The organism is Paenibacillus helianthi (assembly GCF_001909055.1).
Taxonomy (GTDB): domain Bacteria; phylum Bacillota; class Bacilli; order Paenibacillales; family Paenibacillaceae; genus Paenibacillus_AQ; species Paenibacillus_AQ helianthi.
The window spans coordinates 113,625-125,669 of record NZ_LVWI01000036.1 but is presented as its reverse complement, the minus strand read 5'-3'; the positions used below and the strand labels follow the sequence as shown (position 1 = coordinate 125,669).

8 protein-coding genes, 8 tRNA genes and 1 rRNA gene are annotated in these 12,045 nt (G+C 48.7%); 16 read left to right on the top strand and 1 reads right to left on the bottom strand.

Annotated features, from left to right (window positions below):
* The 16 genes from A3844_RS11805 to A3844_RS11725 form a co-directional block, all read left to right on the top strand.
* Positions 1-1,716: ribosomal RNA gene (locus A3844_RS11805) — 23S ribosomal RNA — on the top strand; the annotation flags it as partial.
* Between the two features lie 79 nt (positions 1,717-1,795).
* A tRNA-Ser gene (locus A3844_RS11800) sits at positions 1,796-1,887 on the top strand.
* Between the two features lie 26 nt (positions 1,888-1,913).
* Positions 1,914-1,990, top strand: a tRNA-Met gene (locus A3844_RS11795).
* Positions 1,991-1,999: 9 nt separating this feature from the next.
* Positions 2,000-2,075 (top strand) — tRNA-Val (locus A3844_RS11790).
* A 32-nt stretch (positions 2,076-2,107) separates the two neighbouring features.
* Positions 2,108-2,183: transfer RNA gene (locus A3844_RS11785), tRNA-Thr, on the top strand.
* Between the two features lie 15 nt (positions 2,184-2,198).
* Positions 2,199-2,276 (top strand) — tRNA-Asp (locus A3844_RS11780).
* A gap of 27 nt (positions 2,277-2,303) precedes the next feature.
* Positions 2,304-2,379: transfer RNA gene (locus tag A3844_RS11775), tRNA-Phe, on the top strand.
* Positions 2,380-2,385: 6 nt separating this feature from the next.
* Positions 2,386-2,471, top strand: a tRNA-Tyr gene (locus A3844_RS11770).
* A gap of 7 nt (positions 2,472-2,478) precedes the next feature.
* Positions 2,479-2,551: transfer RNA gene (locus A3844_RS11765), tRNA-Lys, on the top strand.
* Positions 2,552-3,162: 611 nt separating this feature from the next.
* Positions 3,163-4,257: a PucR family transcriptional regulator gene (locus tag A3844_RS11755; RefSeq protein ID WP_074107499.1), complete on the top strand. Its 1,095-nt coding sequence runs from the start codon at positions 3,163-3,165 to the stop codon at positions 4,255-4,257.
* Positions 4,258-4,366: 109 nt separating this feature from the next.
* A complete protein-coding gene (locus tag A3844_RS11750; RefSeq protein WP_074088700.1) occupies positions 4,367-5,488 on the top strand; it encodes an ABC transporter ATP-binding protein in 1,122 nt (373 codons plus the stop codon).
* 333 nt (positions 5,489-5,821) lie between these two features.
* On the top strand, positions 5,822-6,760 hold the full coding sequence (gene hprK, locus A3844_RS11745; RefSeq protein ID WP_074088701.1) for an HPr(Ser) kinase/phosphatase: 939 nt from the start codon (positions 5,822-5,824) through the stop codon (positions 6,758-6,760).
* Between the two features lie 12 nt (positions 6,761-6,772).
* Positions 6,773-7,804: a prolipoprotein diacylglyceryl transferase gene (gene lgt, locus A3844_RS11740; protein ID WP_074103629.1), complete on the top strand. Its 1,032-nt coding sequence runs from the start codon at positions 6,773-6,775 to the stop codon at positions 7,802-7,804.
* Between the two features lie 9 nt (positions 7,805-7,813).
* Complete coding sequence (ppaX, locus tag A3844_RS11735; RefSeq protein WP_074107498.1) at positions 7,814-8,467, top strand: pyrophosphatase PpaX; 654 nt, start codon at positions 7,814-7,816, stop codon at positions 8,465-8,467.
* Positions 8,464-8,979, top strand: a complete 516-nt coding sequence (locus A3844_RS11730) for an acyltransferase (RefSeq protein ID WP_074088704.1) — start codon at positions 8,464-8,466, stop codon at positions 8,977-8,979. Before ppaX ends, A3844_RS11730 begins: the two co-directional genes overlap by 4 nt.
* Positions 8,980-9,200: 221 nt before the next feature.
* Positions 9,201-10,352: an acyltransferase gene (locus tag A3844_RS11725; protein WP_074107497.1), complete on the top strand. Its 1,152-nt coding sequence runs from the start codon at positions 9,201-9,203 to the stop codon at positions 10,350-10,352.
* A gap of 103 nt (positions 10,353-10,455) precedes the next feature.
* On the opposite strand, the gene gntK is transcribed toward A3844_RS11725, so the two are convergent.
* Positions 10,456-11,985, bottom strand: a complete 1,530-nt coding sequence (gene gntK, locus A3844_RS11720) for a gluconokinase (RefSeq protein ID WP_074107504.1) — start codon at positions 11,983-11,985, stop codon at positions 10,456-10,458.
* Between the last annotated feature and the right edge of the window lie 60 nt (positions 11,986-12,045).

Below are 12,045 nucleotides of genomic sequence, written 5' to 3'. Positions count from 1 at the left end.
TTGGGTGCGGGGCCCGCAAGGGTTACCAAGCTCAGTCAAACTCCGAATGCCATTAACTTCTTGCCGGGAGTCAGACAGTGAGTGCTAAGATCCATTGTCAAAAGGGAAACAGCCCAGACCATCAGCTAAGGTCCCCAAGTGTGTGTTAAGTGGGAAAGGATGTGGAGTTGCACAGACAACCAGGATGTTGGCTTAGAAGCAGCCACCATTGAAAGAGTGCGTAATAGCTCACTGGTCGAGTGACTCTGCGCCGAAAATGTAACGGGGCTAAACACACCACCGAAGCTATGGCTAGATGCATTGCATCTGGGGTAGGGGAGCGTTGTATATACGTTGAAGGTGTACCGTAAGGAGCGCTGGAGAGTATACAAGTGAGAATGCCGGTATGAGTAACGAAAAGATCAGTGAGAATCTGATCCGCCGAAAGCCCAAGGTTTCCTGAGGAAGGCTCGTCCGCTCAGGGTAAGTCGGGACCTAAGGCGAGGCCGACAGGCGTAGTCGAAGGACAACAGTTTGAAATTACTGTACCACTAAGGCTGGGCTGTGATGGGGAGCGAAAATTGTAGTAGCGAAGGTCATGATCTCACACTGCCAAGAAAAGCCTCTAGCCAGGAGAAGGTGCCCGTACCGCAAACCGACACAGGTAGGCGAGAAGAGAATTCTAAGGCGCGCGGAAGAACTCTCGTTAAGGAACTCGGCAAAATGACCCCGTAACTTCGGGAGAAGGGGTGCCTCGGTAGGGTGAATAGCCCGAGGGGGCCGCAGTGAAAAGGCCCAAGCGACTGTTTAGCAAAAACACAGGTCTGTGCGAAGCCGCAAGGCGAAGTATACGGGCTGACGCCTGCCCGGTGCTGGAAGGTTAAGGGGAGCGGTTAGGAGCAATCCGAAGCTGTGAACCGAAGCCCCAGTAAACGGCGGCCGTAACTATAACGGTCCTAAGGTAGCGAAATTCCTTGTCAGGTAAATTCTGACCCGCACGAATGGCGTAACGACTTGGGCGCTGTCTCAACGAGAGATCCGGTGAAATTTTAATACCTGTGAAGATGCAGGTTACCCGCGACAAGACGGAAAGACCCCATGGAGCTTTACTGCAGCTTGATATTGAATTTGGGTACGATCTGTACAGGATAGGTGGGAGCCGTAGAAGTAGGAGCGCAAGCTTCTATGGAGGCGCCGTTGGGATACCACCCTGATCGTATCTAGGTTCTAACCTGGTACCCTAAACGGGTACGGGGACCGTGTCAGGCGGGCAGTTTGACTGGGGCGGTCGCCTCCTAAAGAGTAACGGAGGCGTTCAAAGGTTCCCTCAGAATGGTTGGAAATCATTCGAAGAGTGCAAAGGCATAAGGGAGCTTGACTGCGAGACCAACAAGTCGAGCAGGGACGAAAGTCGGACTTAGTGATCCGGTGGTACCGCATGGAAGACAGTTCGGTCCCTATCTGTCGTGGGCGCAGGAAATTTGAGAGGAGCTGTCCTTAGTACGAGAGGACCGGGATGGACGTACCGCTGGTGCATCAGTTGTTCCGCCAGGAGCATGGCTGAGTAGCTACGTACGGACGGGATAAGCGCTGAAAGCATCTAAGCGTGAAGCCCCCCTCAAGATGAGATTTCCCAGTATGTAAGACCCCTTGAAGACGACGAGGTAGATAGGTTGGAGGTGGAAGCACGGCAACGTGTGGAGCTGACCAATACTAATCGGTCGAGGGCTTATCCAAATCATAAGACGCAGATTCGTTTCGGATTCAGTTTTCAGGAATGAAGGTTCCTGTGTGGATTTACATGGCTATATCAATTGGAGAGATACCCAAGTGGCTATAAGGGGACCCTCTGCTAAGGGGTTAGACTGCGTAAGCGGTGCGAGGGTTCGAATCCCTCTCTCTCCGCCATTTTAAATCCATTACCATGTTATTGTGGCGGCGTAGCTCAGCTGGCTAGAGCGTACGGTTCATACCCGTGAGGTCGGGGGTTCGATCCCCTCTGCCGCTACCATACATACCTGGAGGCTTAGCTCAGCTGGGAGAGCATCTGCCTTACAAGCAGAGGGTCGGGGGTTCGAACCCCTCAGCCTCCACCATTTTTATCTTTTAGCTTCAGGTTTTACACCGTGCCGGTGTAGCTCAACTGGTAGAGCAACTGACTTGTAATCAGTAGGTTGGGGGTTCAAGTCCTCTCGCCGGCACCATTTTCTAATAAATGCGGAACCGTGGTGTAGTTGGCCTAACATGCCTGCCTGTCACGCAGGAGATCGCGGGTTCGAATCCCGTCGGTTCCGCCATTTTTATGTTTTAAGGCTTGTTTATATGGCTCGGTAGCTCAGTCGGTAGAGCAAAGGACTGAAAATCCTTGTGTCGGGGGTTCGATTCCCTCCCGCGCCACCATATTGTGGAGGCTTAGCGAAGTGGCCAAACGCATCAGACTGTAAATCTGCTCACGTACGTGTTCGGTGGTTCGAATCCATCAGCCTCCACCAGTTTTATGAGCCATTAGCTCAGTTGGTAGAGCACCTGACTTTTAATCAGGGTGTCGAAGGTTCGAGTCCTTCATGGCTCATTCCAATCTGAAAGTCATCACCTTTAGGTGGTGGCTTTTTTGTATTTCCATAATTCCCAATAGTATGTTCTGAGTTCGAGTTTAGAATTTCTTTCTTCATTCAGATTGTGGAGCGGATGAAGAATGAAAACATAATGTATATAGAACAGCCATTGGCGCGGGTAGACGAGGTAAATGATGGAGTATGATTTAAGGTGTGTTTTTAGCGAATAGGGTGAAAATTCAGACGGAACGTGGATTTATAGCTTTCGGTCATAATCCGGTGGATTCTAAATTTGCCAGGAGTTTGGGGGAGTTCCCTTCATAAAAATAAGCATATAGAGACTGATAAACGGTCCCTAATGACAGATATGGAGCATGTATGGGAGATGGGGATGTAGCAGTACATGCTGAACAGGCTACTGTAGCTGTGATAGAGGGGGCAATCGCCGACATGTGGGGGAAAGGGACCGAAAAAGTTGTACCCGGATCCTCTGCATCCGGTAAAAAAGGGGCACATACATGCTCGATGTTATTTACGTTTGTCATTACAGCGGGTTTACTTAGGCGCATATTGACGACAAATGTGATAAAATAGGCGAAAAGAGCAAAAGTGGTGGAGTATGGTGACGATGGATAGTGAGGTTTTGCGTCAAAAGTTGGAGCAGCTCACCGGAAAGAGAACTGGAATCAAACAGCTTGGGAGGCAGCATTCGGCTTCCCTTTTTGGCATAGGTACAGAAGAGCAGGAACAGCCAGTGTTCCACGAGGGACACCTATGGGTGCCTTTGTATGAGAACGAGGGAAGGATCACGGCGATTTGGCTGGAACTCGATGGGCTGACTCCTTTAGAAGTGCAATTGGTCAATTATGCTGCGAGGAATTTCGCTATAGCCCTGAGGGCGACAGGCCTTAAGGAAGAAGGCGAACTGGAGGCCCGTCAGCTTAGCGGCTGGCTGAATGCCCAATTAGAGCAGGAAAAGAATGATGCAGAAATTCCTGATGAGATGACTTTGAAGGGACGGCTTGTAGGGGAGATGATTCCATTCCTGCTGGTCAGCGAAAATGTTCATAACCCGCAAGTAACCTACCGTTCGCTGATGAAGCTGCTGCGGAGTTACTTCGAGAATGAAATTCTGCTTATTCCGCTTCAGGAGAAGGAATGGTTAATTTTAGCCCGTAAGGAACTGCTCACCGGCGGGGATGATAAGGATGATGAGGAAGAGAGTAATGAGGATCTGCTGGCTCAGACTTGCATGGGATTGCATGAATTGATTGCCAGCGAGTGGGTGGGAGTATTTCACCTGGCGGTGGCACCTGCGATTATTCCTGTGAAGGGATTGACCGGGTCCGTAGCTTTGCTGCGGGAAACAATCATTTTGGGCCGGGTTTTCCAGGTGGGAGACTATATTCATTTGCCATGGGAGCTCCATATGGAGCGTCTAGTCAATAGTATTCCCGATGACCGCCGCAGACAACTGCTCGGACAAATAGGAGATTATACTTCTGTGCTGGCGGATAAAGAGATGCTTCTCACTCTGGAGACTTTTTTCGAGATGGACTGTAATGTCAGTGAAACAGCAAAAAAGCTATATATCCACCGGAATACGCTACTGTACAGGCTGGATAAGATCAAACAGGAGACTGGCGCCGATGTCCGGAGCTTTGGAGACGCCGCTATTGTAAAGCTAGCCATGTTATTGTATAAAGTGACGAAAAGAAAATAGGTTTTTTGTGAACCTTACAAATAGCCATCGCGGCATGTCTGGGGTAAGATAAACGTACAAGAAAGCGATTTATTTTTTAATCTAATAATTGACTCGAGGGGGAAATAAAATGGCAGGCGTACGTTTAGAGCATATTTTCAAAAAATACCCGGGTTCCGATAAAGCGACAGTAATCGATATCAATCTTGATATTAAAGATAAGGAATTCTTGGTACTGGTTGGACCTTCCGGTTGCGGTAAATCCACAACCTTGCGTATGATTGCTGGTCTGGAAGAAATCTCTGAAGGAAAAATGTACATTGGCGACCGTGTAGTCAATGACGTAGCTCCTAAAGACCGCGATATCGCGATGGTATTCCAATCCTACGCCCTATACCCGCACATGAGCGTGTATCAGAACATGGCATTCGGTTTGAAACTGCGTAAAGTGAAAAAAGAAGAAATCGACAAGAAAGTTCGCGAAGCTGCGAAAATCCTCGATATCGAACACTTGCTTGACCGCAAACCAAAAGCATTGTCCGGTGGTCAACGTCAACGTGTCGCACTGGGCCGCGCTATCGTACGTGATCCGCAAGTCTTCCTGATGGATGAACCTCTCTCCAACTTGGATGCTAAACTTCGTGGTCAAATGCGTGCGGAAATCACTAAACTGGTTAAACGCCTGGAAACCACTTGTATCTATGTAACACATGACCAGACCGAAGCTATGACAATGGGTGACCGTATCGTAGTTATGTATGATGGTATTATTCAACAAGCTGCTTCTCCTGAAGAACTGTACAATGAGCCTACGAACCTGTTCGTAGCCGGATTCATTGGTTCCCCTACAATGAACTTTATCAACGGTACATTGTCTGATGTTGGTGGTGCTGTACGCTTCCGTGCTGAGAACCTTGATGTTGAAGTTCCAGGTGGCAAAGCTACACTACTTCGCAACAAAGGCTACATCGGCAAAGAAGTAATTATGGGCGTTCGTCCAGAAGATATTCACGAAGAACCAGTATTCCTGGAAGCTTCGCCGAATACAATCTTCACTTCGTTGGTTGATGTTACTGAAAACCTTGGTCATGAAATGCTCCTCTATTTGAGCGGTCTTGGCACTAACACTGTAATTGCACGTGTAGATGGACGTTCGACTACTCGTGAAGGCAGCAAGCCAAAATTGGCCATTGACATGAACAAAATCCATCTCTTCGATAAAGAATCCGAACTTAACATTTTGCTCGGATAAGATAGTTAGACCTGCTTGAACTAAGCCGCCTGAGAAGGCGGCTTTTTTAATAAACAGGACCAGCCTTTTTTATTGAAGATCCTCTACAAACCTTGAATTTGGACCGAAGCCTAGGCCCCACCAAGTGGGGCTGTTTATTTTTACATACTGCTGTTCATAAAATTCAGGTTATTCATCAGGCTTCATGCGGGAGGAACTGCGGCTATTAAGATTGCATTCATAGGCGTTATCCATTAAGATAGCAGGAGAATTACCTGCGGCTGGAATGGGAATTAGTATTAACCAAATGCGGGCGAGCGGATAACACCGCTGGTGACGAAAGGACGGACACACATGGCTAAGAAGGTAAAAGTATCCGAATTGGTGCAGCATTTTCAGTTAGAGGTTGTTTCCGGACAAGAGGGTCTGAAAAGACCTATTACAGTGGATGATTTGAATCGTCCGGGACTTGAAATGGCTGGTTATTTTGAATATTATCCGGAGGAACGCGTTCAGCTTCTAGGAAAGACCGAACTGGCTTTTTTCTCAATGCTTCCGGATGAGGAGCGCAAGAGCCGAATTCGCGGGATCTGTAATGACAATACACCATGTATTGTCATTACGAGAGCCCTTGATGTGCCTCAGGAGCTTATCGATATTAGCAATGAAAAGGGACTGCCCGTGCTGCGAAGCTCGATGGCGACTACAATATTCTCCAGCAGGCTCACCAGCTTTTTGGAAGGGAAACTGGCACCTACAGCTACCATTCATGGTGTTCTGTGTGATGTGTATGGTGTGGGGATGCTAATTACCGGCAGTAGCGGTATCGGTAAAAGTGAGACAGCGCTTGAGCTCGTAAAACGCGGCCATCGTTTGATTGCCGATGATGCGGTGGAAATCCGCCAAACCTCGGATAATCAGCTGCATGGTACAGCACCGGAACTGATCCGTCATCTGCTTGAAATTCGCGGTGTTGGGATAATTAATGTTATGACACTGTTTGGCGCAGGGGCTATTCGTAATCATAAACGGATTACACTGGTGGTCAGACTGGAAGCTTGGCAGCAGGACAAACAGTATGACCGGCTCGGACTGGATGAGGAAACGACTAGGATTATTGATACGGATGTGCCACTTGTGACTATTCCCGTGCGTCCTGGGCGTAACCTTGCAGTTATTATAGAAGTAGCAGCAATGAACTATCGTTTGAAGCAGATGGGCTACAATGCTGCATTACAATTTACGAATAAGCTTACTGCCACCATATCTGAAGACATGGATGATTTGGACTAGGAGTGTGAGAGCATGTTTTTTTCATTAGCGATTGATCCGATTGTCTTCTCCATCGGTTCTCTGCCGGTTCACTGGTATGGTCTAATACTTGGTGTCGGTGCGTTGGTTGGATTACTTTTGGCCATCCAGGAAGGCAAGCGCTTCAATATTTCACAGGAATTCTTCATGGATATGCTGCTCCTTGGTTTGCCTTCAGCCATCATTGGTGCCCGTATTTATTATGTGGCATTCAAATGGGAGGATTATAAGGACAACTTTGCGGATGTCTTCAAAATTTGGAATGGCGGGATCGCTATTTATGGCGCTCTGATCGGTGCGGTTATTTGCGGTATGATTTATTTCCGTTACAAAGGGTACCCCTTCTGGCGGATTGTGGATATTTGTGCACCCGGACTGCTTGCAGGCCAGATGATCGGGCGTTGGGGCAACTTCGTGAACCAGGAAGCGTATGGTGGCGTTGTAGAAGAGTCCTTCCTTCGTGATAAGCTGCATCTTCCTGATTTCATTGTGAACCAGATGTACATAGGAGATGCTTTTCATCACCCCACTTTCTTGTATGAATCCCTCTGGAGTTTGCTGGGTATCCTGCTGCTGATGGTCCTGCGCCGGCAAAAATTTGTGCGTGCAGGTGAAATCTTCCTGTCTTATTTTATTTGGTATTCCATTGGCCGCTTCTTTATCGAGGCGCTCCGTACAGACAGTTTGGGGTTTCAAGGAAGCAGCGGACTTGCATCGTTCCTGAATGGCTTATGGTCACCGATGAAGTGGTTTGGTTTTGAACAAGGATACCTTGATCCAGCTTACGGGAATATCCGTAGCTCGCAGCTGCTGGCACTGCTGACTATAGTAGCAGCTATAATAATAATCATTGTCCGACGGGTAACGGGTCAACCCAAGGATCATTACTCTGATCCTATTATCAGTACGAAGGCCGCTGCTGTAGATACGATAGTTCCGGACAGTGCGGTACATACGCCGCAGAGTGCCCCACCGGTTAGACAGCCGGAACCGGACAAGACACCGGATGAAGTATCGAAGGAGTAGCAGAAGCTAATGATAGAATGTGTACTATTTGATTTGGACGGAACGATTGTAAATACGAATGAGCTGATTATCAACTCGTTCATACATGCGCTGAGGGAGAATAATCTGCCCCCGCTAACCCGGGAACAGATTATTCCTCATATGGGGACTACGCTTCAGCAGCAGATGAGAGTTTTTTCTGGTCTAGAGGATACCAGTGTACTGGAGCTTGCCTACCGGGCCTATAATAATGCTCATCATGACGAATTGATTGGTTCTTTTCCCCATGTGAATGAGACGATGGAAGAACTGTCACGGCGCGGCATCAGACTGGGAATTGTAACGACCAAGATTCGTCCGACCACGATGAAGGCGCTGGAGATGTTCGATCTTCTAAAGTATATGGAGACGATTGTTACCGTAAGCGATGTAGTTCAGCCCAAGCCACATCCAGAACCGGTTCTGAGGGCTGTCAGCAACCTGGGTGTTGATCCCCGAAAAACATTGATGGTGGGAGACAGTGCGGTTGATATTCAGTCGGCCAAGGCAGCAGGTGTACTTACGGCGGGAGTAGCCTGGTCACTCAAAGGTGAAGAGACGTTACGGAAATATGAACCGGACTATATCATTCATGATATGGAGGATATCTTCAATATTGTGGAGCAGGGGACGATGGGACTGTGAGAAAAGTAACCCGCTATCCTGTGGAAGGACATAATTCTCTTTGGTACATTTACCGAACGGTTAGTCCCTGGAAGGGTGTACGCAATTTTATTTTTATACAGATTGCCCGGTATTGTCCAATTCTTTCGCTTAAGAACTGGATATACCGTAACGTTCTGGGTATGAAGGTTGGCAAGCACACGGCGTTTGGACTGATGGCCATGGTGGATGTATTTTTCCCGGAAAAGATTACGGTGGGTGAGAATTCCGTGATCGGCTACAACACTACCATTCTCGCACATGAATACCTGATCAAGGAGTACCGCCTGGGTGAGGTCATTATCGGTGAAAATGTGCTGATCGGTGCCAATACAACGATTCTCCCTGGCGTAACCATCGGGGATGGGGCGATTGTAGCGGCAGGTTCTGTAGTGCATAAGGATGTAGCCGCAGGTTCCTTTGTTGGAGGCAACCCGCTGCGGGAATTGACGCCTTCTACAGGGATGAATGCCGAAGAGGTATTACAAGATTAGTGATGCAATAAAAGTTGCCCTGCAGGATCAGGTTGCGTGCACTTACGCAGGAACTGCGGGGTTTTGTTATGTAAAACAGAAATGTTAAGCAACCTTTAAGTATTAAACTGGCGGATTGTGGCGATATACTTAGGTCAGGCTACATTGTCAATGTTGGTTAGGCAGCAAAGGATATGATTGGATACAGGCACCTGGGGTGCGAGTTCACAGGAGGAAATGAAATGGGACAAAAGGAAAGAATTCCGCAGCTGGATATATTTCGGGCAGTTGCGATATTTGCGGTGATCGCTATTCATGCTACTTCACGCACACTTGCGGAGACACTGGACACCTCGATGTTCCATCCGTTTTTGTTCATTAACAAATTCAGCCAGTTCGCCGTACCTTCGTTTGTCTTTCTGAGCGGATTTGTGTTGTTCTACAATTATATTGACCGTCCGCTAAGCGGGAAAACACTGGGGAAGTTTTATAGCCACAGGCTGATATATATTATTTTGCCTTATGTTGTATTTTCACTCATGTACTTTATTCTAAAAATGACAGCAGGTCATACCTGGAGTATGCCTTTGGATGAAATGGCCCGGAAGCTGGGCAAGTATCTGCTTACCGGGACGGCGTATACCCATCTGTATTACATCATCATTATTATCCAGTTCTATATCCTGTTCCCGCTCATGTTATGGTGCCTTCAGAAGGTCCGGCGTCTTGCTGCCTGGGCTCCCATAATAGGTCTGCTGCTGCAATGGGGATTCGTACTGCTCAATAAATACATGACCAATCACGGTTATTGGCAATTGTCCAAAGGTAGTTTGGCTATTACCTATTTCTCCTACTTTCTGCTGGGGGCAGCAATTGCCGTCTATTATGGCTCATTGAAAAAATGGCTGATCCTCTCGCGTGAGGGTTGGCGTTCCGGTAAAGGTCCGGGGTGGATTATGCTCTGGGTACTATGGGCTGCCGCTGGAATCATTCATGTAGAGCTCTGGTTCAATAACTATACGAAAAAAACGATAATTAACAGCCTGTGGTATGAAGGCTTCTCCAATCTGCATGCACTGCTCTCCTGTATTGTGCTGCTGCAACTGTCGTTCCTGCTCTATGGGACAGGGAAGCGTCTGCTGAGCCGTCTGCTGATCTCTATCGGTGCTTGTTCCTTTGGAATCTATCTGCTTCATCCTGCGCTGCTCTTCCTGTATAGAAAACTTCCGCTTCACGGGGGTTCGCTTGCATACACGGCGGCAATTGCCGGCGGTTGGCTTGTAGCCTTGCTGGGTTCATGGCTCGTGGTTGCTCTCGTCTTCCGTTATGTGAAGCCTGCCTGGATTGTATTCGGTTCCGGACCGCAGATGCCGAAGAAAAAGGCAGTCCTGTAGCATTCATCCTATCAAAGATCATACCAAACAAAGCGCCACCATTCGCATCCTGCGATGGTCGGCGCTTTGTTTGGTATATAAAGCAAAACGGGTAGAGCGGCTCTTACTCTCCGGCTTGTTCCCGCTGAAAATCGGCGATAGCCTGATAATGGCTCTCCAGACTGCGGTAAACGGAAATATAAATCGGCAGCAGCTGTTTATAGACATCAGCGTGCTCCTTGATTGGATGATGCTGATGGGTCGAGCCGATCATTTTAAAAACAATATCAAAGGTGTCTGTGCGTCCGGTAGCGTAAAGGCCAAGCACAACCGCCCCCAGACAAGAACTCTCGAAGCTCTCTGGAATGACAACCTCCTGGTCGAAAATATCAGCCATCATCTGCCGCCACAGTGATGAACGGGCAAAGCCTCCGGTGGCATGAATCTTGGCCGGCTGTCCGATCTGCTCCTCCATGGCCAGCAGCACAGTATACATGTTGAAAATGACACCTTCCAGCACGGCACGGATCATATGCTCTTTATGGTGATTCATCGTTAGGCCAAAAAAGGAACCCCGGGCATCCGGATTCCATAGCGGTGCACGTTCTCCGGTAAGGTAGGGATGGAAGAGGAGGCCGTTACTGCCCGCCGGAACCTGCTCCGCAATGCGTGTCAGCACCTCATAGGGGTCAATACCCAGACGTTTGGCTGTTTCCACCTCGGAGGCAGCGAATTCATCACGCACCCAACGGAAAAGCATTCCCCCGTTGTTCACTGGCCCCCCGATGACCCAGTGCTTCTCTGTCAGGGCATAACAGAATATCCGTCCCTTGGGATCGGTAAGCGGCCGGTCGACAACTGTGCGGATGGCTCCGCTGGTTCCGATTGTGGCAGCAACGACTCCTGGCTTAATAGCGCCCACACCAAGATTGGAGAGGACACCGTCGCTGGCACCAACTATAAACGGGGTGTTTGGCAACAAACCGAGCTTCTCAGGCCAACCAGGCAGCAGGCCCTGCATAATCTGAGTAGTGGGAACAGGCTTGGAGAGATGCTCCGGGGTAATGCCGGCTATACTCAGGGCCTCCGTATCCCAGTCCAGCTGTTCTAAATTGAACATGCCGGTGGAAGAGGCTATAGAATAATCAATAACATATTCACCGAAGAGCTTGGCGAAGATGTATTCCTTAATGGAAATGAATTTGTATGTCTGGCGGAACAGCTCCGGCTGCTCCTCCCCCAGCCACATCAGCTTGGTGATCGGGGACATAGGATGAACAGGTGTTCCTGTACGCAGGTATAGCTCGTGGCCGCCTAATTCGTCTCGCAAGCGTGCTGCACAGGCAGCACTTCGGTTATCTGCCCATGTAATACACGCTGTCAAAGGATTACCCGCATGGTCTACAGCAATTACACTGTGCATGGCGGAGCTGAACGAAAGAAAAAGGACAGAATCGGGCCTGATGGCGCTGTCCTTCATGACGGCTCCGACGGTATAGGCTACAGCAAGCAGGATCTGGTCCGGGTCCTGTTCTGCAACCGAGGATGAAGGGGTGTGCAGCGGATAACCCTGATCCGCTTGTGCGGTGATTTTTCCGTTTTCCTCAAAGAGGACAGCCTTAGTGCTTGTAGTTCCAATATCGACGCCTAGCATATAGGATGTGCCCAATCTGCAAACCTTCTTTCCAATGAAGATGCTACCCGGATATTTTAA

Excerpts from the sequence above, each read along its gene's own strand:
- A3844_RS11750 (WP_074088700.1), top strand. The coding sequence starts at position 4,367 with ATGGCAGGCGTACGTTTAGAGCATATTTTCAAAAAATACCCGGGTTCC.
- hprK (WP_074088701.1), top strand. The coding sequence starts at position 5,822 with ATGGCTAAGAAGGTAAAAGTATCCGAATTGGTGCAGCATTTTCAGTTA.
- ppaX (WP_074107498.1), top strand. The coding sequence starts at position 7,814 with ATGATAGAATGTGTACTATTTGATTTGGACGGAACGATTGTAAATACG.
- lgt (WP_074103629.1), top strand. The coding sequence starts at position 6,773 with ATGTTTTTTTCATTAGCGATTGATCCGATTGTCTTCTCCATCGGTTCT.
- A3844_RS11755 (WP_074107499.1), top strand. The coding sequence starts at position 3,163 with ATGGATAGTGAGGTTTTGCGTCAAAAGTTGGAGCAGCTCACCGGAAAG.
- A3844_RS11725 (WP_074107497.1), top strand. The coding sequence starts at position 9,201 with ATGGGACAAAAGGAAAGAATTCCGCAGCTGGATATATTTCGGGCAGTT.
- gntK (WP_074107504.1), bottom strand. The coding sequence starts at position 11,985 with ATGCTAGGCGTCGATATTGGAACTACAAGCACTAAGGCTGTCCTCTTT.